Origin of the sequence: Grimontia celer (genome assembly GCF_900055185.1) — a bacterium.
Classification (GTDB): Bacteria; Pseudomonadota; Gammaproteobacteria; order Enterobacterales; family Vibrionaceae; genus Enterovibrio; species Enterovibrio celer.
The window spans coordinates 256156-276770 of record NZ_FIZX01000002.1 but is presented as its reverse complement, the minus strand read 5'-3'; the positions used below and the strand labels follow the sequence as shown (position 1 = coordinate 276770).

Here is a 20615-nt window from a genome sequence, read left to right as displayed (position 1 = left end):
ATGGTCAAAACAATGTCTGAAAAGCAATCCATTCGCTGTACTGTTAATCGCGTCATCTTCTATCCGCTGTTACTTTCCCTGTTTTCTGCTCCTGTTTCGGCAGCGATGCTGGAATATTTCGTTATCCAGGATCAGGCTGAACCACTGCAAATTCAGGACAAAGGTACGAACCATCGTGGCATAGTCACGGACGTACTTAAACAGGCATTTGAAGGCACCGAGCACCAGATAGTCATTCACACTTACCCCTTCAATCGCTACCTTGCTGAATTAAATAAAAATAAAGATAAAAATTGGGTCACTTACGGTAGTCCGGCATGGGGCGACATGCAGGCAGCGAATCTCTCCAAATTCCCAATTCTTGAAGTAGAGCACAGTATTCTCAGTCGAACCGACTCCGAATTTGTGTACCAAACGCCAGAAGATCTGAACGGGAAAATCGCCGTTTTGCTTTTTGGGTTTGACTATCCCGGCCTTGAAGAGCAAATAAGAAACGGAGCCGTCAGTGAGGTTCGGGTCAAGAACTATGATTCTGCCTTCCGCGTGGTTGATCGTCTTAAAAACGTTGGCGGTTTTGTCGAAATGGACCTTCGCCTCAAATACCACCTTAAGCGTCTTGGATATACCCAAAATGAATACACACTCTATGAGGTGAATAACCTCATCCCGAAATACAACATTCATTTGGCTTACTCGCCCGGAATCAGCCCTGAGCTTCAGGAGTTTATGGATAAACGCATACAGGAGATGCGAGATAACGGGGAGCTAGCCAGTATCATTGGCGGTTATTTATGATCGCCATTTTGGGGAGAGAGCAGTTTTATGCAGGCAGTTAAAAAGGAATCGCAAGACAGTTTTTACCGGCTTTTGTCGGTTGGTGCCAGACTGAACATAGAGCTTTCAGACGATCCACGTAAAACCCAGGTAACCTCTCGCATCGTTGGTTATCGTAAAGACCAGTTTTTATTGATTGATTGCCCGAGCGGCAACGACCCCATCATTGAGCGTTTTTTTATTCCCAACAACGAGCTGATTATCCGCGCCATCACTGACAGTGAATTCCGTGATGTGATTGCGTTTCGCTCCCTAGTGATGGGAGTGATTCAAAAACCAATCCGTCTCTTGATTGTCTCCTTACCGGAAAGCATTGCTCACCGCCAAATTCGCCAGGAGCCTCGCATAGATACAAATCTCACAGTACGTATCGACGCTGACGATGGCCCTTTCAAAGGGCGTCTTGTCGATTACTCTGTCTCCGGCTGCTGCCTTTCAGCCTCCGGCGATGAACACCTGTTCTTTGAAGATGAGACCCTGAAAATTCATATTGAATATGGTAGTGATTTGAAAGGTGTAATCACGGGCAAGGTCGTCACGGTCAATAACGACAAAGAGCCTCCCACGGCAGGTGTTCGCTTTGATGAGAGCAGCTCGACGCTGCGCAAAGAATTTTTCTACCAGTTGCTCTTTGATATGCGGGCGAATGACAGGTCACTGGACGTATAACGAAAAACAGGCCAATTGGCCTGTTTTTTCATTATAAAAGGAAATGCTGATTATCCCGCATCCAAAACGCCGCGGCGAATTTGGTCAAGTTCAATCGACTCAAACAGAGCCTGGAAGTTACCCTCACCAAATCCCTGATTCCCTTTTCGCTGAATGATTTCAAAGAACACAGGGCCAATAACGGTATCTGTGAATATCTGCAGCAGGATGCCTGTTTCCACATTGCCATCAATCAGCACTCTCAGATCGCGCAACTGATCAACGCTCTCATCGTGCCCTTCAACACGCGTGTTCACTTTCTCGTAGTAAGTGTCTGGCGTATCCATAAAGCGCATACCGCGGCTTCTCAGTGACTCCACGGTTTTGTAGATGTCATCTGTGCTGAGCGCAATGTGCTGTATGCCTTCACCGTTGTATTCTTTGAGGTATTCGGCAATTTGGGATTTGTCGTCGCTAGACTCATTGATAGGGATGCGGATTTTGCCACAAGGCGCAGTTAGAGCGCGTGACTTCAACCCCGTAAGCTTTCCTTCAATATCAAAGAAACGGATTTCTTTGAAGTTCGCAATGCGATCGTAAAAATCAGCCCATGTATCCATGTTGCCTTTTTCAACATTATGGGTCAGGTGATCAATCACCTGCAGACCCGCATCAGATGCGGAAAGGCGCTCACGCCAGTCTGGGTAGTAGTCAAAATCGATGTCGTAGATTTCGTTGTCACCGTAGCGGTCAACGAGATACAAGTAGGAATCGCCGATGCCGTGGATTGCCGGAATGTTCAGCTCCATTGGCCCCACACGTGCTTCACACGCCGTAGCACCTTGCTTGACGGCGTAATCCACCGCATGTCGCGCATCCTGCACGCGAAATGCCATAGCGTTCACGCTGGCACCATGCACTTTGGCAAAACCTTCCGCCTGTGAGTCAATTTCACCGTTCACAATGAAATTGATATCTCCTTGGCGATAGAGCCACACATTTTTATGTTTATGTTTCGCAATCTCGGCGAATCCCATCAGCGAAAACAGATTCTTCAGATCAGCAATGCCCTTCGCATTCGGTGCGGTGTATTCAACAAACTCGAAGCCGTCAGTTCCCATTGGGTTGATTGTTGTCTGTGTCATCGTTAATCCTCCTAATCCGCGATCCCTTGCAATTGGCTGTAACAAACCGAAAGTTGTTACAGCCTTGTTAATTCACTTAATTAGGAATAGCAGTCGGTAACGTTAGAAGGCAACGCAAGAGGGCGTGCTACAGAAGAGCACGCTGTAAAGAAGATTTTGTACACTCAGATTGACAGAGAAGCGTAACTATCTACTGTAAAACGAATTTTTCAGCTAGCTCTCTGGGCTCGATCTCTTCACCACTGAGATCATCCCCCCAATCTGGTCCAAGCATAACGGCATCATTCGCCAGATCCACCAGCCATTCATCGACAAATTCTTCAAGGGGAATAGCGACGGGAGCAAATTCAGACCATTCATCAACACAGTGAATTTCAGCGGCTTCCCGTGTTGACCAGAACGGCATCACATCCGTGTCTTCATAGATGGCTGAGTCACAGATCACCCACCCATCTTTACAGTGTAAACCCCAGATAGCGCCAGTTTGACGGGATGCATCAACAAAATGCTCAACAGGCGCTGTATTTTCGGTCGTCATGCAGGCTCTCTCCTATGCGTCGCAATAAATGACCAAGTTGGGAATTCAGCCTTCCCAACTTCTCAATCTAAGCGCCACAGAAGCAAAGACGTGTATTAAAAGTGAGGATCATGCAGAAGCGCTTTCAAACCCACATTAGCGGCGGTTTTGTGCCTTACGGAAAGCGGCGGGCGTCATGCCAACACGTTGTTTAAACTGCTGGGAAAGGTGCTGTTGAGAAGAGAATCCACAAGCCATCGCGATCTCAGCCAGTGGCAGGATATTTTCCTGAAGTAAATCTTTTGCGCGTGCAATACGGCGTGACAAAACGTATTGGTGTGGCGTGCAGTCAAAACTGGTTTTGAACATGCGGGCGAAGTGGAATTCACTAAGTTGCGTCAAGGTTGCCAAATCAGCCAAGGTAAAAGACTGCATGAGGTGGCTTTCAATGTACTCCATGACCAGTCTTTGGTTTTGCGGAGAGAGCCCACCCTGCGATTGCGGCAATTGCAAAGGCAGCTGGCAATAACGACGTACCAGATGTAGCAGCAACATTTGCTGGGCATGAGACATCATCAGCTTGTCGGTATCACTTTCCCAGTCCAACTGCAGCATGGTCTGACGTACCAGTTGATTCACGAAGGGGTCATCAACGAAAGTGCATTCTTTAAGCTCAATATGCCGCCCTTCTTTGTCGAATACCTGCTCAGCAAAGTTCTGTAGATGTTTTTGCTCGAAGTAAAAATGGAAGAAGCTAAAAGGATCGGCAAAAGACCATTGCGAACGATGATCAGTCGGCATTAGACAGAGTTTGTCCTCCCCGCCAAACATATCGCCGCCAGACAAACAGCGCTTGGTGTTCTGTCCTCCGCTTAGATAGAAACTCAACGTATGATGACCCGGCTTTTCATAGCTGGCGCTGCCGTGACTGTTACTCCATACGGCTGACCCCAAGCCATTATCCTGCCAGATTTCATTGTGCAGCCGCGCCGTGTTGTCCTTCAACACATTGTAAACACGCTGCCTTTTGAGGGTTTGAGACGAATCCTTGTCCATTGAAATACCACTCCTTTCTCTTTTTCAATATATCGGCACTTCCGCTGGTTGAACATGCTTCGAGGGAAAAAAGCGCAAGAATCTATAAAAACCGCAAGATGCTGGAAGCGTAAAAAATGGCTCGAAGATAGATTGACGAAAAAACAACGATAGTTGGCGTTAGGGGCTGTTGATCTTTGGTGGTTAAATTTTGTTCTAGCCATAAGCGTTTTAGGCGCGGCGAGGTGTGTGCCGCCTAGTTATTCTAAGCAAATACACCTCAACAAAGCATAAAACGCTTAGGGCAGAACCCTTCGGGCAGCGTTTGTGGGGAATTTCTGCTGCGTTATCGGCTTCTCATGTAGGCTAGCTACACATCGAAGCCTCTGCCTTGCATAAAATCCCCACAAACTGCTGCAAAAATCATCACCAAAGGCCAACAGCCCCTCGAAAAGGGGAAGTCATGAACGCATCGCTGTACGTCATCACGGTTTTAATCTGGGGAACCACCTGGTTGGCGATAGCCTTCCAGATTGGAGATACTCCGGTGGTTGTCTCTGTGGGGTGGCGATTTGCTATTGCATCCGCTGCGCTTCTGGCATGGCTTGCCATTCGTGGCAAGCTGCCCCGCCTTACCATAGAAAATCACAAGATGGCGGTGCTGTTGGCGCTTTGCCTTTTCTCGAACAACTTTCTCTGTTTTTACTTCGCTACGCAATACATTCCAAGTGGCCTAAACGCGGTAGTCTTTTCCCTCGCCCCAATCCTGAACGCCCTTAACCTCTGGTGGCTTGAGAAAAAACGACCAGATGCTTCTTTTATTCAGGGCGCACTAATGGGCTTCTCCGGCGTATTGATGCTGTTTGGTGCCCAGTTCATCCACTCCGCCATGGATATCACCATTTTGCTTGGCCTTGGCGTTACCTTTGTTGGCACCTATTTCTTTTCTATGGGTAATCTGGTTTCTGCCCGCGCCCAACAAAAAGGCATGCCACTGTTGCCAACAACGGGCTGGGCCATGGGTTATGGCGCGCTGTATCTGTTCGCCATCGTTTTGCTGATGGGGCACTCACTCGCCTTCACCACCACGCCGTTATATGTATCAGCGTTGGTTTATCTCGCCATCATTGGCTCTGTGGTCGGATTCAATACCTACCTTGCATTGGTTGGTCGCATTGGCGCGGCTAAAGCGGCTTACTGCACCGTCCTATTCCCACTGGTTGCCTTATCTCTCTCTACCATTTTTGAAGACTATGAATGGACATGGCAATCGGTGCTTGGTGTGATGCTGGTTGTTGGCGGAAACCTGCGTGTGTTTGGCTTACCTGAGCCTGTAAAGCGCTGGTACCACGCACACCGCTAAGCGCTCTATTTTTTATTCTGCCGCCAGCTGAATAACCCAAACCATGCTGATCAAAACCGGCCAAAGCCAGGATGGGATGCCGAGCGTAAATGAGTGTTTGGTTGGGTGCTTTTTCATCGTCTTTCCCTCTCTTGTTTGATTAGGTGATTAAAGCGAACAAAGCGGGCAATACAGGCGTTAATAAATGGCATTATGGCGAACAATGGTGGCCAAAATATGGCCATAAAAGCTCATACCCAAACAAAGGAAGTAATGTGATGGACAAAATTACCCTGACCAACAAATTTTCACTGTTTAACGAAATCTGGACGCCTAAAATCATCGCTGAATCTAACGGGCAATTGGTGAAGATCGCCAAAGGAAGTGGTGAACTTGTATGGCATAGCCATGAGAATGAGGATGAACTGTTTCTGGTGCTGAAGGGTCAGCTGACATTAAAGCTTCGCGACAGAGACATTGTGCTCCATCCCGGCGAATTGTTTGTGGTGCCAAAAGGTGTGGAACATTGTCCGATCGCAAAGGAAGATACTCACTTCATGATGATTGAACCAGCTTCCACCCAGCATACAGGTACGCTGGAAACTGATGTCACAGTGTCAACAGATGCGCAGGAATGGATTTAAGCGAGTAAACCGACTCAAACTATGGCAGCTTTGCTTAGCTGTTTTAACATGCATTTCAACGACTCTCATGACATCCCTCGCGCATGTCTCTTCTACTGATTTTTCCAAAACAACTTTATGGCAGATTAACCTCCAACAAGCTGATTACTAACGTGAATGAGTGAACGTTACAGGAGGTATTTTTGAAAGTTGGCGTTGTCCAAATGTCCATGTCATGGACCCTTGAAGAAAATATCCGTGAAATATCCAGGATTTGCGCTCGCTACAGTTATCTGGATCTTCTTATCTTCCCAGAGCTTTCTACAGCAGGTTTCCATCGAGAAGTACTCAATCATTCCAACCAAGAGAGCACACGGCAAGCTATTGATTTCCTTGCTAGCTCAGCATATCAAGCAAGAGTAAACATCATGGTTGGGGCACTGACCTATTGCGACGATGCGATATACAACAGCTACCTTTTACTTGGCCACTGCGGGACTTTGTTGTCTCGTTGGCACAAAGTCGGCCTAACACCGAGCGAAAGGCGTATATTTTCAGAGGGATCCGGTCGAAGCAATTACTCACTCAACGGCCTAGACATTGGAGTCGTGATTTGCAGAGAAATTGATGACATCGACTGGTTTCTCAATGAAGTCTCTCCCGACATGCCAGATATCATTATATGGCCAGGATATATGGAAGCAGCGCCTCGCTCACTCTCCGGCTGCAAGCGCGATCAAGCTGCTGATGCAAAAGCACCAAAGGCTCTATCAGATACAACAAACGCTATCCTGATCCAGTGTAATTGGCCTCATGCGCTCAATTTTATAGGAGATAAAGACATGGGCGGCAGCCAAATACTCAAGCCTGGAGATGCGCCTCTTTACATGCCAGCCAACAAGGTTTGTATTGGGATATATGACACGTTAGAGCACGACTTGGAAGTGGTGGATATTTGATTGGTATCGCCAGCCAATGAAAGCGCTACGGACACTAAACCTTGAAGTTGTAACTCGTCTCGCCAGCATTCGGCGTGATGGTTTTCTCGACCTGCTTTAAAAGTTGCTGCTGACCCTGGGTATAAGCGGAAAATTTCGCCATTTTGGCTTCCTGCTCAGCAACGCGATCTATAAGGCCACGGTAATCTCCACGCTGTGGCGATTCTTCCTGCGCTTTGTCCGCTTTCATTTTCTCTTCGCGCTCTTTTCTGAGCATTTCAGCGCGCTCTGCGGGGGTCAGCGACTGATCTGTTTTCACACTGTCATTACGCGCACCATATTGCGCCTCATCCTTCTCGCGCTGGCGAGCATTGAGGTACATATTGTTCGAGTAACTGGTGTTGATCAGATTTGGCATTGCCCTTTCCCGTCAGAAAATCGTTTTACACAATGGGATCTTAAATTTAGTACAAGCCGATAGCGTACGGCATAAATTTTCCTCTCTCATATATGTATAAAAAAGCGAGCGTTATTCAATAACGCTCGCTTCTGCATCTAACGATTTGATATATCGATTATTGCTTGAAAGTACGCTTACGCGTTTTTTCCAATTTCTCTAGGATCTTGTCGATACGATCTGGGTGAACCATGTATTGCTGGAAACCCTTCATACCTTCTTTCGCCATAGCTGGGTCGGTGTCACGGTCATAGAACTGCGCTGTCCCTGCAGCTTCGCCCAACATCACCACACCTGCATTCAGGAACTCATCTTCCTTCGGTGTTGCTTTGTTGTTGGTTGGAATTTGCAGCAGCGCGTCGTTGATCATGGTCTGGATTTCAGGCTGCGCAACAAACGCCAGGAACTTACGCGCATCTTCTTTATTCTTCGCTTTAGAAGGAATGTGCAGCGTATCCATTGGTGCATCTTCTGCCATTGGCACGTTGGCATCAATCACTGGAAACTGGAAGAAGCCCATATTTGGACGCACTTCATCAGTAAAGTTCGCAGCGAGGAAGTTACCCATCAGGTACATCGCAGCTTCACCGTTATACAGGAACGGTTGCGCTTCCTGCCATGAGTAAGACGCGTGATTGTCGAGGTAGTAGCCCGGTTCAACCAAATCGTTCCATTTTTCAAACACCGCTTTTACGCGCGGGTCGGTATAAGGCACTTTGCCGTCCATCAGGTCGATATGGAAGTCGAGACCATTGACGCGCATGTTCAGGTAATCGAACCAGCCTGCCGCTGTCCATAGATACTTGGTACCAATAGTAAATGGCGTCACACCATTGTCTTTCAGCGTTTTAGAAGCAGCGACCAAATCTTCCCAGGTTTTAGGTACCGCAATACCGTATTTTTCGAACAGGTCTTTACGGTAGTAGATGCCCCACTGGTAATAGGTGTAGGGCACACCATATTGCTTACCTTTAACCGTCATAGCTGGCATGGCACTTGCGAAGTCCGTGGTCATGCCATTGGCTTGCCACATGTCGCTCACATCTTCAAAAAGACCGCGATCTACAAAGGTTTTCATGCGGTTACCCGCGTACCAGAACACCACATCAGGTGGGGAAGTCACCAGCCAGTTGCGAATCGTGGTCTTGTAGGCTTCGTGGTCATAAAGGTTATATTTCACCTTGATGTCCGGGTTAGCCTGTTCGAACTTTTCAATCACCTCTGCCCACGCTTTCTTTGGAGCGGGGTCTGAGGCATCAGAGTTGATCACCAGCGTCCCTGCGGTTACTGAACCACTGAGCGCCAGCATCAGACCGCTGATCATGCCCAAGCTTTTCTTAGCAAGCGTTCTCATATCCTTCATCCTTACTTTCGTTAAACCGGGATCAACCTTTGGTAGCGCCCAAGGTTAATCCAGCAATAAAGTGGCGTTGCATCGTGAAAAACAGTGCCACAGGCGGAAGTGCAGCGATGACTGCGCCTGCGGACATGTACTGCCAGGATGCAAGCCATTGTCCTTGCAATGCGTTCAGGCCTGCGGTGACAGGACGAACTTCATCACTTTGAACGAGCACCAGTGCCCAGAAAAAGTCGTTCCAAATAAAGGTAAAGACCAAAACAGACAAAGCTGCCAGTGCGGGTCTCACTAATGGGAGAACCACGTACCAGAAAATGCGCCACTCGCTGACCCCTTCTACACGGGCTGCCTCAATCAGGGCATCGGGAATACCGACCATAAAGTTACGCATAAAGAGGGTGCAGAAACCGGCTTGGAAGGCAACATGGAAGAAAATCAGCGCCCAGTGGGTGTCATAAAGACCAAGGCTGATCGTCAGGTCACGGACCGGAATCATCAGAATCTGAAACGGGACAAAGTTGCCGCCGATAAACAGAGCAAAGAGCCAGATGTTGGCGCGAAACTTATATTTCGCCAATGCGAAGCCCGCGAGGGTCGATAACACCACCGCCCCTGCTACTGCCGGAATACAAATCAGCAGGCTGTTTAGCAGGTAGCGCGCCATAGGTGTTGCTGTGAACACCTGAGTGTAGTTTTCAACAAACTGCAGTTCATCGGGCATGCCCCAGTAATTACCGGCATTGATATCGGCGATGGAACGCACGGATGTCATCAATACCGCAGCGAGAGGGATCAGCCAAAGACATACAGCAATGTAGAGCGAGATGCGATAAGTAGCGTTGGCAACTTTGCCGCGTTGTTCAATCGGTCTAGGAAACATATCAACGCTCTCCTTTCAGCATTCGCCAGAGGAACCAGGCGATATAGATATCCATAATCAGGAAGAGCACCACGGCGACCGCTGCACCATAACCCATACGGTAATTGAAAATTGACTCTTCATACATCAGGTACGCCAGTACCGTCGAGCTGCCCCAAGGGCCACCCGCTGTCATGGTCGCCACTAAGTCAAATGACCTCAGCGCACCGATGACCGTCACAACCACGGCGATGAAAGTCGCCGGTTTGAGCTGCGGCACCACCACGTACCACATCATTCGCCAGCCCCTTGCGCCGTCAAGGCGCGCGGCTTCCAGCTGTTCTGGGTCAAGGTTGTTAAGACCTGTCAGGTAAAGAATCATGCAGTACGCCACCTGAGGCCAAAGCCCAGCAGCGATGATGCCGTAAGTGACCAGATCTTCATCAGCAAGTATTGAGATAGGATCAAATCCCAGCGCGACAATAAATTGCGTCAATAAACCAAACGAGGGGTCGTAGAACCAGGCGAATACCAAGCCCACCACCACTTGAGAGATCACGAAGGGGAAGAAGAACAGCGCCTTGATAAGGCGGATACCTGCCACCTGCTGATTGAGAAAGAGGGCAATCAGAAGACCAATCGGGGGGGCAAGCATGAAAAGAATCATCCAGAGGAAGTTATTCACCAAAGAGGTGTAAAACGCTTCTGAATCGAAAAGCTCAATGTAGTTTTCCCAGCCAACCCAGGTTTTTTCACCCAGACCGTCCCACTCAAAAAAACTGAGCCAGACACTTTGACCAATGGGGTAAAGAACATACACCGCAAAGACCAAAATTGCAGGTGCGAGGAAGATCCATGGAGCCATTGCCAACTGACTTCGCTGAACAGCGGAAGGCTTGGATGTTAGTGAGGAATGCCCAGTCATATTACGTCCTGTTTTTTTAACGTTGATGAACTAACAACGCGCGGTATCCGACGCATTTTTTGTTACTAAAATGTAACCATCACGAGTTCATTGTTTAAAACTAGTTCACAAAATGGACAATGTAAACGTTTCCATTCGTCGAAAAACCGCCTATTTTTAAAAAAGGGTGACCGAAACGACGAAATCCGCTCACCCCAAAAGAAATTGATTGCATAGGAACTGCAGTATGGCTGACATCACACTGAGAAATGTTATTAAGCGCTTTGGTAAAATCGAAACGATTCACGGTATCGACCTCGATATCAACGGGGGAGAGTTCGTGGTATTCGTAGGACCTTCCGGTTGTGGCAAGTCCACGTTGCTGCGTCTGGTCGCAGGTCTCGAAACCATCTCTGACGGCACCATTGCCATCAATAGCACAGAGGTGAACGATGTTGACCCTGCCGACCGTGGCGTCGCCATGGTTTTCCAGTCTTATGCGCTCTATCCGCATATGACGGTCAGGGAAAACATGGGCTTTGGACTGAAAATGAATGGGGTGGACAAAGCGGAGATCGACAAGCACGTCGACCGGGCAGCGAAAACCCTGCAACTTGAAGCCCTACTGGACAGAAAGCCCAAGGCACTTTCAGGCGGTCAACGTCAACGTGTCGCTATTGGCCGGGCAATTGTGCGAGATCCGAAAGTCTTCCTGTTCGATGAACCCCTCTCCAACCTGGATGCAGAGCTTCGCGTTGAAATGCGCCTTCAGATCGCCAAGCTGCACCAAGAACTCAAAAACACCATGATTTACGTGACCCATGACCAGGTCGAAGCAATGACGCTCGCGGACAAAATCGTGGTGCTCAGAGCAGGAAATGTGGAACAAGTTGGCTCACCTTTGGCGCTATATCACAATCCAGCGAATCTGTTCGTGGCAGGTTTCATTGGTTCACCGAAAATGAACTTTGTCCCCGGCCGCATTTCTGCCACCAACGGCAATGAAGTCGCAGTCACTATGCCTGATGGCCAAACACTCACCCTCAAGGTTAACCGCGAGGTCAGCGAAGGCGAAGCAGTGACAGTCGGCATCCGACCTGAGCATATTCAGATCGGTGAAGGCCCGGGCTTTAATTTCCAATTTCACAGTGAAGTGGTGGAACGCCTTGGCAACAGTACCTACCTGTTCGGCCAATATTGCGGCGAAGATGGATTCAAGGTTCACATTCCCGGCGACAATGCCGTGAAAGCTTTCCAGACCGTCTCTCTGCACTGTTCACCGGACGATATTCACCTGTTCGACAGCAATGAACAGGCGTTGATCCATCGCCCAGAGGGTGATGACCCGGTCCCACTCACTGCCAATGCGCAGGAGTAAAGCACAATGACAATGCCGCTATCCGGCACAACCATGGGAGCACAGTTCCATGGCAACCATTAAAGATGTCGCGCGCCATGCCGGCGTATCGGTTGCCACTGTGTCCCGTGTAATCAATGGCTCGCCGCTCACCAAACCGGATACTGCCGATTTGGTGAAACGCACCATGCGGGATTTAGGCTATCGCCCGAATGCCGCCGCACGCACCTTGGTGAGCAAGCGAAGCCTTGCTATTGGTGTCGTGGTGGCAGATGTATCCGACCCCTTCTTTGGCTCCTTGGTTAAACACGTTGATACCATTGCCCACCAGCAAGGTCATCACCTCTTGATTGGCAATGGCTATCACGAAGCGGCAAGGGAAAAGCAGGCGATTGAATCATTGATCCAGAATCAGGTCGCCTCGCTTATCGTGCACAGCAAAGCGCTGGATGACGACACACTCCGCGACTTTTCCGAAGAACACGGTGCCATGGTGTTTATCAACCGTCTGATCCCCGGGCTCGAAGACCGCTGCATCTTTCTTGATAACTACCGCGGTGCATTCCTTGCAACCGAACATTTAATTGAACAAGGCCACCGCTATGTGGCGTACATAGGTTCCAGCCACCCCATCGAAGATACGGTGCAACGCCAGCAAGGTTATGAAGACGCGCTGAATACCTATCGCGTCACCGATGAGACCCATCCGGTGATGATGGCATTCGATACCCCTGACGAAACAGGTGGTGAGCGGGCGATGGCCAAACTTATGGCAGATAACCCGCGCCTTAGCGCAGTATTTTGTTACAACGACATCATGGCAGCAGGAGCAATGACCGCGCTGACTGACCGTGACTTTCGCGTGCCGGAAGATGTCTCGGTTGTCGGCTTCGATGACAGCCTTATCGCACGCTATCTCCACCCAAAACTCACATCGGTGCGCTATCCGATTGAGGAAATGGCCGCACTTGCCGCAGAGCAAGCTATCGCGTTATCAAGCCAAGAGCCTATGCGTGATGAAAAAGGCAATTACACACCTACACTGATTAAAAGAAACTCTGTCGCTAAACCAAGCGAATAGAGTCAAGAATACGGAAATTATTGGGCGTTAAGCGCCAAATGAGGGGAATGGATTCATGGTGAAAAAGCCCGTGCAGACAAACAGTGCTGCCTCTGAACGTTATGTACATCTGCAATCAGCGAAAACAAGCATTGTCTTAATGATGCAACCTGCTCCGGCCATCGTTTACTGGGGCAAAAAGATAGATGCAGAAGCGCCACTCAGTGGTGCCCTTTTCGATCTTCCCGTTGGACAGGCCAGACTCGACGTCGCCATTCCGCTGGCTCTGATCCCCGAGCAAGGCCGAGGTGATTTCGGTAGCCCGGGCATTGAGGGGCATCGAAACGGAAAAGACTGGGCACCAGTCTTTGAAGTTATCTCCGTTACCGCAACCCTTAGTTGCGCCACCATTACCATGAGCGACCCCCGTGCCGGACTTGAAGTTTGTTCAAGGCTCTCGCTTGATGAAGACACAGATGTCCTGACCCTCAGCCATAAACTGACCAACACTGGCACAACAGAATATGCGCTTCAGAGACTCGCACTCACTCTTCCTGTGAATGATGATTTTATTGATTTAATCAGCTTACATGGGCGTTGGTCCCATGAGTTCCACCAGCAACGCCTTTCATTCAAGCACGGCGGATACGTGCAGGAAAACCGTCGTGGACGCACATCCCACGAGTACTTTCCTGGCTTGATTGCGTTACAAAAAGACACTAATGAGCTGCGCGGCGATCTGATAGGAATGCATTTGGGCTGGAGCGGCAACCATCGCGTTCAAGCTCAGGTGAAAAGCGATGGCCGACGTTATTTGCAAGCTGAAGCACTGCTCGCACCGGGAGAAGTCTCCATCGCACCGGGCGAAAGCTTCTCAACGCCCGAGCTTTTTGCCGTATTCAGTGCAGAAGGGCTGAATGGCATTATGCAGCGTTTCCACCAGTTTGTGCGCCATCAGATTTTAGATTTTCCGCAACCTAAGTTGCGTCCGGTGCATTTCAACACCTGGGAAGGCATCTATTTCGACCATGAGCCACACCGCATTATGGAAATGGCCACAGCAGTGGCAAGGCTCGGTGTCGAACGCTTTATTGTGGATGATGGTTGGTTTACTGATAGGGATGATGACACTTGTGCCTTGGGTGACTGGCAGGTCGACAAACGAAAATATCCTGAAGGCTTTAAGCCCGTCATTGACCACATCAACCAGCTTGGTATGGAGTTTGGTCTTTGGGTCGAGCCGGAAATGGTGTGCAAAAACTCGGCGCTGTATCGCGCGCATCCGGAATGGATGCTTGGCATGGATGAACTAGGCTACCAGCAACCTGCCGGTAGAAGCCAGTTTTTGCTCGATCTACAAAACCCCGAAGCTTTCGATTACTTGCTTTCATCACTCGATAGCCTGATGACGGAATACAACATTGGCTACCTCAAATGGGACATGAACCGCGAGTTGGTGCAATCGGCCCATCAAGGCCATGCCGCTTACCATGGGCAAACACTGGCGCTTTATCGATTGATAGACGCATTACGCGAAAAGCACCCCTACGTGGAGATAGAATCCTGCGCGTCAGGGGGTGGGCGCGTGGATTTTGAAGTGCTTAAACGCACCCATAGATTCTGGACGTCCGACTGCAACGACGCTCTCGAGAGACAAACCATTCAGCGTGGCATGCAACTGTTTTTCCCGCCGGAAGTCATGGGCAGTCATATTGGTCCCAGACTCAGCCACACCACAAGGCGCTGCCATGACATGTCACTGCGCGGCATTACCGCCCTTTTCGGACACATGGGCGCAGAGCTCGACCCTCAAGGGTTGGAAGACAGCGAGTTGCGGGCATTTTCTAAATACATTGCTCTGCACAAGCAATATCGTCCGCTTCTTCATAGCGGCACATCCTTCATTCTGCCTTCGGTAGATCCCGGTACTCATATCTATGGTGTGATGGATGAAAGCGTCGTGTTGCTTGCCGTCGTGCAATTAACCATGCCTGAACATGCACTCGGTCAACGACTGAAGATGCCAATTCTTAGCGGGGATAAAAGCTACCGTGTTGAGGTAGTTGATGTACCTGCCGCTTTCAATAAAACCATGAAGCATCTTCCTGTCTGGATTGAAAAAACTCAGGTCGTTAACGGCGACCAGCTCAGTCAAATTGGACTAAGCTTGCCAGTAATGGATCCAGAAAGTGCCATGCTGTTGTCCTTTACCGTTGAATCGTAAACGTTCCATGGCCCGCCTTGAATGAACGAGTTTGAGAACCACAACATGACCCGATTTGCAGAGTTGATCCGCCGTCGTCAATGGGAAAATCCCGCTGTCACTCAGTTAAACCGCCTACCGGCGCATTGCCCTATGGCGTCGTATCCGAGTGTGGAGGCCGCGCTAGAAGATCAGTACAACGCCATTCCTGTTTCGCGACGTCGTATTTCCCTGAACGGTGACTGGCAGTTTTCACTTTATGATGCGCCAGAATCTGTGCCTTCTGAAACCACAAACCGAGAATTCGACGACGCAAACTGGCGCACGATCCCCGTACCTTCTAACTGGCAGCTTGAAGACACTAACGACATTCCCATTTATACCAATGTGCAGTACCCCTTTGACGTGGAACCACCCAAGGTGCCGGAGAAAAATCCGACTGCGGTGTACCGTACCACATTCCAGTTACCTGAAGGCTGGCTCGATGAACAAACTCTGATCTGTTTTGACGGCGTCTGCTCCGCGCTTTACCTTTTCTGTAATGGGCATTTTGTGGGATACAGTCAGGACAGCCGCCTGCCTGCCGAGTTCGACCTCAGCCCTTTCGTCACACTCGGCGAAAACCAAATTACCGCAGTCGTGCTGCGTTGGAGTGATGGCAGCTACCTCGAAGATCAGGACATGTGGTGGCTAAGCGGCATCTTCCGCGATGTGACCCTGCGTAAAAAGCCCAAAGACCAAATAGCAGATTTCAGTGTACAAACCGTACTCGACCCCACCCACCATGTCGGCACTTTGAATGTCACCTCCAAGCTTCAGGGCAAGTACAGCAAAGTGGCTATTCAGCTGTTTGACGAAGGCACAGATCTCAGCGGATTAGTGATAGCTGAATGTGGTCAGCGTGTGATTGATGAGCGTGGTGCCTGGGGCGATCGTTGTGAACATTCACTCATCGTTTCCTGCCCAAGACTTTGGAGCGACGAAGATCCGCATCTCTACCGTTTGGTCATTATGCTGCTGGACGAGAACGATGAACCCGTTGATATCGAAGCCTGCAACGTGGGTTTCCGGCAAGTTGGCATTAGCGATGGTGTACTGAAAATCAACGACCTCCCAGCACTTGTTCGTGGTGTGAACCGTCACGAATTCCACCCGGAAAAAGGGTACGTGCAAACTGTGGAAGACATTGAAGAAGATCTTAAGCTCATCAAGCAATTCAACTTCAACGCTGTACGCACATCGCACTACCCCAACCACCCTGCATTTTACAATCTGTGCGACAAACTTGGGCTCTATGTGGTTGATGAAGCCAATATCGAAACCCACGGTATGGAGCCAATGTGCCAGCTCTCCGACAACGCAGAATGGCTAAGTGCTTACACCGAACGTGTGACACGCATGGTGGAACGCGATAAAAACCACCCTTGTATCATCATCTGGTCGCTGGGTAACGAATCCGGCATCGGAAACAACCACCACGCCATGTACCAATGGGTCAAACAGCGCGATCCCAGCAGACCCGTGCAGTACGAAGGCGGTGGTGCGGACACCGCGGCAACAGACATCATTTGCCCTATGTATGCGCGTGTCGAACAGGATCAAACTGACCTTGGCTTACCAAAATGGGCGCTGTCCAAGTGGATTGGCCTACCCAATGAGAGTCGACCGCTGATTCTTTGTGAATATGCTCATGCCATGGGCAACAGTCTTGGTAGTTTTGATAAGTACTGGGAAGCTTTCCGCCGTTATCCCCGCCTTCAGGGTGGCTTTATTTGGGATTGGGTCGACCAGGGCATTTCCCGGAAAGATGATCAAGGTAGCCAATGGTGTTACGGCGGAGATTTTGGTGACACACCTAACGACCGCCAGTTCTGTATCAACGGCCTGATGTTCCCAGACAGAACACCGCACCCAACAGCGTTCGAAGCTAAATTCCACCAGCAGCGCTTCAGCTATAAACTGGAAGGCACGTACCCGCTGGTGGTGGCTATCAGTAATGAGTACCAGTTCCATGCACCGGAAAACCTCACGCTCCGTTGGTCGATTCAGGGCAATGGTAAACAGGTCGCCAGTGGCGAAGCTGCGCTTCATCTTCTGGCAGGGAAAAACGCACAGATTGAGCTCGCCAAGTCCTTGCCGTACCCAAAACATAATCAGGAGTACTTTCTCAATCTGGAAGTGGCTCTCTCAGCAGATGAAGCTTGGGCACCTGAAGGAGCCGTCATTGGCTGGGGGCAATTAGTACTGCCGGTTTACCGCGCGCTACAGTCACCAGAGCTGGCTCCCGACAGACTGCCTGATGTGATTGATGAGCCGGATCACTGGACAGTAAAAGGCGATCATTTCGAGCTGGATTTCGACAAGCAAAGTGGTCATTTGGTGCGTTGGTTGATCGACGGAGAAGAACAGCTTCTCGACGCGCCCAAAGACAACTTCATCCGTCCGCCTATAGACAACGACATTGGCGCGAGCGAAGCCGACCGACCTGATCCCAATGCCTGGCTCGGCAAGTGGCAGCAATCAGGGTTGTTCGATTTGCGTCACGAGAACCTGTTTAACACCGTCGATGTACTTTCTGACACGGTACAAATTCGCTCCCATCACGGCTACTTCATTGGCGGTGCTATGGTGATCAGCACACTATGGCGCTACGAAGTTGATCTTTCAGGCACCATTGCCCTGACTGTCGATGTCAACGTGGCGCAGGATTTACCGTCACTTCCGCGGGTTGGTTTGGAATTGGCATTGCCCCTCACGGATTCTGTCGCCTGGTTTGGACGTGGACCGTTTGAGAACTACCCCGACCGCAAAGCGGGTGCCATGGTGAGTCGCTATTTATCAAGCATTGATGACATGCACACGCCATATATCTTCCCGTCTGAGAATGGACTGCGCTGTGACGTTCGACAGTTGGATATCGACAACCTGCGCATTGAAGGCATGTTCCATTTCTCTGTAAGCCGCTACAGTCAGGAAAACCTGACTGAAGCCAAGCATCAGGAAGAACTGATCCGGGACGATCACATCTATCTGCGCATTGATGGTTATCACATGGGTGTTGGCGGCGATGATTCCTGGAGTCCAAGTGTTCATCCGGAATTCCTGCTCGATGCAGCGCACTACCGTTATGCTTTGACACTCTCGATGAAAAGGGACTGATAGCAAAGTCTGTTGACCTAAGAATTTGCTAAAATGGCCATCACATTAATACCCAAACCTAGGGAATGATGATGGCCAACTCTTCCAAATATTTGCTCATCACGGGTGCAAACCGTGGTATTGGGCTCGCACTCACCCAAATCTATTTAGACGCAGGTTGGCATGTCGATGCCTGTTGCCGCCAACCCTTCGAAGCCACTGACCTGAATGCACTTGCTACCCAGTATGAATCGCTCAGTATCCACGCGCTGGATGTGACTGACCACGCCGCCATTGATGCATTGGCTCAATCACTCTCTGGCAAACAGTTCGACCTTATCCTCAATAATGCTGGCTACTATGGCCCGAAAGGCTATGGATTTGGCAATACGGATATGGATGAATGGCGCAAGGTGCTCGAAATCAATACCCTCGCCCCTCTCAAAATCGCAGAGGCATTTTATCCCCACCTTTTGGCAACCAAAGGTACCTTCGCAGCAGTTTCATCCAAAGTAGGCAGCATGACGGAAAACACCTCAGGTGGAGGATATATCTATCGCTCATCCAAAGCGGCACTTAATTCCGTCGTGAAAAGTCTGTCCAACGATTTGTCTTCGCAAGGCATCATCGCTATCGCATTGCATCCGGGTTGGGTACAAACCGAGATGGGTGGGCCCAATGCACTCATTTCAGCGGATGAATCTGCACAGGGACTTTATGCAGTGCTGGAAAGTCTTGAAATCAAAGACAGTGGACGTTTTCTGAATTACCAAGGACAAGAGATTCCGTGGTGATTAAGCTTATTACTTTAGCAATGAATAAAATATTCAAAAACATGGGTCTTATGCCGAGCAAGACCATTCACAATCAAAAAGGAAGAAGTATGCCTGATTTAAATGCTCACAGCCTTTACCACAAAAACTACTGCCCATTCTGCCTCAAAGTCCGCGCGGCATTGAAGATGATGAATCTTGATGTGGCGTTGGTCGATGCGGGTGCTGATCGAGAAGCTTACCAAGAACTGGTGAGTGAAGGCGGCCGGGGCATGGTGCCTTGTCTGCGTATTGAGCACGACGACGGCACCGTTGAATGGATGTATGAGTCTGATGACATCATCGAGTACTTCGAAGAAAACTTCGCTAAGTAACTGCTGACTCCAGCCAAAAGAAAACGCCGCTAGCGGCGTTTTTTGTTTTCAGCCGGAACGTTAAGATTCGCGCTTTTTCTCACCGACACTTTTTGCCCAGCCCATAAAGCTTGCTTCAAGCTGATCCATCATGCTTTTCAACGCTGTTTGATTAAAACGGCTCGCATCAGGCGCGGATAGGAACGCAATGTATTGCTCACGCTCTTCTGGTTTGAAATCTTTGTAGGCATAGGCCAATGAGACATGCACCATCTGTTGTACGTTCGCCGTGGATTGCTGACGTACAGCATTGAGTTCCTTTTTCATTTCACTCATGTCTAACGGAAGATCAGGCTGAAGCGCGGACATCAGGCCCGCAAATATCGCCATCTGAACTTGCTCAAAAAAGTTAACGGTAAGGTTGGTCGCATTCAGAAGTTGGTCGATTTTCTGTACTTGAGCAATAAGCTCCTGGTTTTGCATCAGCTTTGGCGCTTCTGCAGACATTGCTGCAAAGGCTTCTTCTGTCCCGCTTTTTGCCTCAGCTTCAGTAAAAGATTTCCCGAGCGGCGATTCATACCATGTCATCAAACCAGCAATTTGCTGATCGTTTAACTCGCCGGAGAGCGATTTTCGGATACCTGCGAGAATATTGGCGGGAACAATCGTTTCATCAACAGAGAGGATCATGGCATCCAGATCTTTCTCTGGCAGCGCACCTTGTTGTTGCTGCGCTTCCAGAATACCGGCTTTGACGGTGTCGGGGAATTGATTCACCATTTCTTCAATGCCGGAGGCTTTAAGGAGTGCATTGAGAGATTTGTCTGAGGCTGCCTGAGCGAAGCCAGCAACACAGAACATCATTAAATAGAGCGTCCATTTTACAGCTTGTTGGAACATGTTTTTTGTCCTTAATAGAGGTTTTTAATGCAGCACCCTGTTTACCGGGTGCGTAGAGAAATTTTCCTTTTCACTCCGGCTTCCTTACGCCGGAAAAGGGATCATCAATGATGGTGGTTGAAAAACACACAGCAGCTTTGGGATTTATGTCGAATTAGTACTTATTTCGGTA

General features: G+C 49.4%; 19 protein-coding genes. 11 read left to right on the top strand and 8 right to left on the bottom strand.

Features of this window, described 5'->3' with window-relative positions; all coding sequences use genetic code 11:
* The first annotated feature begins 12 nt into the window (after window positions 1-12).
* Both GCE9029_RS11535 and GCE9029_RS11530 read left to right on the top strand, forming a co-directional pair.
* Window positions 13-795, top strand: a complete 783-nt coding sequence (locus tag GCE9029_RS11535) for a substrate-binding periplasmic protein (protein ID WP_063856883.1) — start codon at window positions 13-15, stop codon at window positions 793-795.
* 27 nt (window positions 796-822) lie between these two features.
* A complete protein-coding gene (locus GCE9029_RS11530; RefSeq protein WP_062663413.1) occupies window positions 823-1503 on the top strand; it encodes a flagellar brake protein in 681 nt (226 codons plus the stop codon).
* Between the two features lie 50 nt (window positions 1504-1553).
* Here the strand turns inward: GCE9029_RS11530 and hppD are convergent, their stop codons facing one another.
* From hppD to GCE9029_RS11515, 3 genes are all read right to left on the bottom strand, one after another.
* A complete protein-coding gene (gene hppD / locus GCE9029_RS11525) occupies window positions 1554-2627 on the bottom strand; it encodes a 4-hydroxyphenylpyruvate dioxygenase (RefSeq protein ID WP_062663412.1) in 1074 nt (357 codons plus the stop codon).
* Window positions 2628-2817: 190 nt separating this feature from the next.
* Window positions 2818-3165 carry a DUF2750 domain-containing protein gene (locus GCE9029_RS11520; protein ID WP_062663411.1) on the bottom strand — a complete coding sequence of 116 codons (348 nt, stop codon included), beginning with the start codon at window positions 3163-3165 and terminating at the stop codon, window positions 2818-2820.
* Window positions 3166-3300: 135 nt separating this feature from the next.
* A complete protein-coding gene (locus tag GCE9029_RS11515) occupies window positions 3301-4200 on the bottom strand; it encodes an AraC family transcriptional regulator (RefSeq protein WP_062663410.1) in 900 nt (299 codons plus the stop codon).
* A gap of 442 nt (window positions 4201-4642) precedes the next feature.
* On the opposite strand from GCE9029_RS11515, the gene GCE9029_RS11510 reads away from it, so the two are divergent.
* From GCE9029_RS11510 to GCE9029_RS11500, 3 genes are all read left to right on the top strand, one after another.
* Complete coding sequence (locus GCE9029_RS11510; RefSeq protein ID WP_062663409.1) at window positions 4643-5542, top strand: DMT family transporter; 900 nt, start codon at window positions 4643-4645, stop codon at window positions 5540-5542.
* A gap of 257 nt (window positions 5543-5799) precedes the next feature.
* Entirely contained in the window at window positions 5800-6165 is a 366-nt protein-coding gene (locus GCE9029_RS11505) for a cupin domain-containing protein (protein ID WP_062663408.1), read from the top strand.
* A gap of 182 nt (window positions 6166-6347) precedes the next feature.
* Window positions 6348-7103, top strand: a complete 756-nt coding sequence (locus GCE9029_RS11500; protein WP_062663407.1) for a nitrilase-related carbon-nitrogen hydrolase — start codon at window positions 6348-6350, stop codon at window positions 7101-7103.
* Window positions 7104-7137: 34 nt separating this feature from the next.
* On the opposite strand, the gene GCE9029_RS11495 is transcribed toward GCE9029_RS11500, so the two are convergent.
* The 4 genes from GCE9029_RS11495 to GCE9029_RS11480 all read right to left on the bottom strand — a co-directional run bounded on the left by GCE9029_RS11495 (window position 7138) and on the right by GCE9029_RS11480 (window position 10620).
* Entirely contained in the window at window positions 7138-7500 is a 363-nt protein-coding gene (locus GCE9029_RS11495; protein ID WP_062663406.1) for a hypothetical protein, read from the bottom strand.
* Between the two features lie 157 nt (window positions 7501-7657).
* Window positions 7658-8863, bottom strand: a complete 1206-nt coding sequence (locus tag GCE9029_RS11490; RefSeq protein WP_438356872.1) for an ABC transporter substrate-binding protein — start codon at window positions 8861-8863, stop codon at window positions 7658-7660.
* Window positions 8864-8924: 61 nt separating this feature from the next.
* On the bottom strand, window positions 8925-9776 hold the full coding sequence (locus GCE9029_RS11485) for a carbohydrate ABC transporter permease (RefSeq protein ID WP_062663404.1): 852 nt from the start codon (window positions 9774-9776) through the stop codon (window positions 8925-8927).
* Window position 9777: 1 nt separating this feature from the next.
* Complete coding sequence (locus GCE9029_RS11480) at window positions 9778-10620, bottom strand: carbohydrate ABC transporter permease (protein ID WP_438356871.1); 843 nt, start codon at window positions 10618-10620, stop codon at window positions 9778-9780.
* A gap of 286 nt (window positions 10621-10906) precedes the next feature.
* On the opposite strand from GCE9029_RS11480, the gene GCE9029_RS11475 reads away from it, so the two are divergent.
* The 6 genes from GCE9029_RS11475 (at window position 10907) to GCE9029_RS11450 (ending at window position 19564) form a co-directional block, all read left to right on the top strand.
* A complete protein-coding gene (locus tag GCE9029_RS11475; protein ID WP_062663402.1) occupies window positions 10907-12037 on the top strand; it encodes an ABC transporter ATP-binding protein in 1131 nt (376 codons plus the stop codon).
* A 49-nt stretch (window positions 12038-12086) separates the two neighbouring features.
* Window positions 12087-13097, top strand: coding sequence for a substrate-binding domain-containing protein (locus GCE9029_RS11470; RefSeq protein ID WP_062663401.1), 1011 nt, complete (start codon window positions 12087-12089; stop codon window positions 13095-13097).
* A 55-nt stretch (window positions 13098-13152) separates the two neighbouring features.
* On the top strand, window positions 13153-15300 hold the full coding sequence (locus GCE9029_RS11465) for an alpha-galactosidase (protein WP_062663400.1): 2148 nt from the start codon (window positions 13153-13155) through the stop codon (window positions 15298-15300).
* 45 nt (window positions 15301-15345) lie between these two features.
* Entirely contained in the window at window positions 15346-18438 is a 3093-nt protein-coding gene (locus GCE9029_RS11460; RefSeq protein WP_062665606.1) for a beta-galactosidase, read from the top strand.
* Window positions 18439-18509: 71 nt separating this feature from the next.
* The gene (locus tag GCE9029_RS11455) at window positions 18510-19211 is read left to right on the top strand and encodes an SDR family oxidoreductase (protein ID WP_062663399.1); all 702 of its coding nucleotides are present in this window, start codon (window positions 18510-18512) and stop codon (window positions 19209-19211) included.
* Window positions 19212-19300: 89 nt separating this feature from the next.
* On the top strand, window positions 19301-19564 hold the full coding sequence (locus GCE9029_RS11450; protein WP_062663398.1) for a glutathione S-transferase N-terminal domain-containing protein: 264 nt from the start codon (window positions 19301-19303) through the stop codon (window positions 19562-19564).
* A 60-nt stretch (window positions 19565-19624) separates the two neighbouring features.
* Here GCE9029_RS11450 and GCE9029_RS11445 read toward each other — a convergent pair whose 3' ends face one another.
* On the bottom strand, window positions 19625-20443 hold the full coding sequence (locus GCE9029_RS11445) for a DUF2059 domain-containing protein (RefSeq protein ID WP_062663397.1): 819 nt from the start codon (window positions 20441-20443) through the stop codon (window positions 19625-19627).
* Window positions 20444-20615 lie beyond the last annotated feature (172 nt).

Excerpts from the sequence above, each read along its gene's own strand:
- GCE9029_RS11535 (WP_063856883.1), top strand. The coding sequence starts at position 13 with ATGTCTGAAAAGCAATCCATTCGCTGTACTGTTAATCGCGTCATCTTC.
- GCE9029_RS11470 (WP_062663401.1), top strand. The coding sequence starts at position 12,087 with ATGGCAACCATTAAAGATGTCGCGCGCCATGCCGGCGTATCGGTTGCC.
- hppD (WP_062663412.1), bottom strand. The coding sequence starts at position 2,627 with ATGACACAGACAACAATCAACCCAATGGGAACTGACGGCTTCGAGTTT.
- GCE9029_RS11450 (WP_062663398.1), top strand. The coding sequence starts at position 19,301 with ATGCCTGATTTAAATGCTCACAGCCTTTACCACAAAAACTACTGCCCA.
- GCE9029_RS11475 (WP_062663402.1), top strand. The coding sequence starts at position 10,907 with ATGGCTGACATCACACTGAGAAATGTTATTAAGCGCTTTGGTAAAATC.
- GCE9029_RS11455 (WP_062663399.1), top strand. The coding sequence starts at position 18,510 with ATGGCCAACTCTTCCAAATATTTGCTCATCACGGGTGCAAACCGTGGT.
- GCE9029_RS11465 (WP_062663400.1), top strand. The coding sequence starts at position 13,153 with ATGGTGAAAAAGCCCGTGCAGACAAACAGTGCTGCCTCTGAACGTTAT.
- GCE9029_RS11505 (WP_062663408.1), top strand. The coding sequence starts at position 5,800 with ATGGACAAAATTACCCTGACCAACAAATTTTCACTGTTTAACGAAATC.
- GCE9029_RS11530 (WP_062663413.1), top strand. The coding sequence starts at position 823 with ATGCAGGCAGTTAAAAAGGAATCGCAAGACAGTTTTTACCGGCTTTTG.
- GCE9029_RS11480 (WP_438356871.1), bottom strand. The coding sequence starts at position 10,620 with ATGGCTCCATGGATCTTCCTCGCACCTGCAATTTTGGTCTTTGCGGTG.
- GCE9029_RS11495 (WP_062663406.1), bottom strand. The coding sequence starts at position 7,500 with ATGCCAAATCTGATCAACACCAGTTACTCGAACAATATGTACCTCAAT.
- GCE9029_RS11510 (WP_062663409.1), top strand. The coding sequence starts at position 4,643 with ATGAACGCATCGCTGTACGTCATCACGGTTTTAATCTGGGGAACCACC.
- GCE9029_RS11445 (WP_062663397.1), bottom strand. The coding sequence starts at position 20,443 with ATGTTCCAACAAGCTGTAAAATGGACGCTCTATTTAATGATGTTCTGT.
- GCE9029_RS11490 (WP_438356872.1), bottom strand. The coding sequence starts at position 8,863 with ATGATCAGCGGTCTGATGCTGGCGCTCAGTGGTTCAGTAACCGCAGGG.
- GCE9029_RS11460 (WP_062665606.1), top strand. The coding sequence starts at position 15,346 with ATGACCCGATTTGCAGAGTTGATCCGCCGTCGTCAATGGGAAAATCCC.
- GCE9029_RS11485 (WP_062663404.1), bottom strand. The coding sequence starts at position 9,776 with ATGTTTCCTAGACCGATTGAACAACGCGGCAAAGTTGCCAACGCTACT.
- GCE9029_RS11520 (WP_062663411.1), bottom strand. The coding sequence starts at position 3,165 with ATGACGACCGAAAATACAGCGCCTGTTGAGCATTTTGTTGATGCATCC.
- GCE9029_RS11515 (WP_062663410.1), bottom strand. The coding sequence starts at position 4,200 with ATGGACAAGGATTCGTCTCAAACCCTCAAAAGGCAGCGTGTTTACAAT.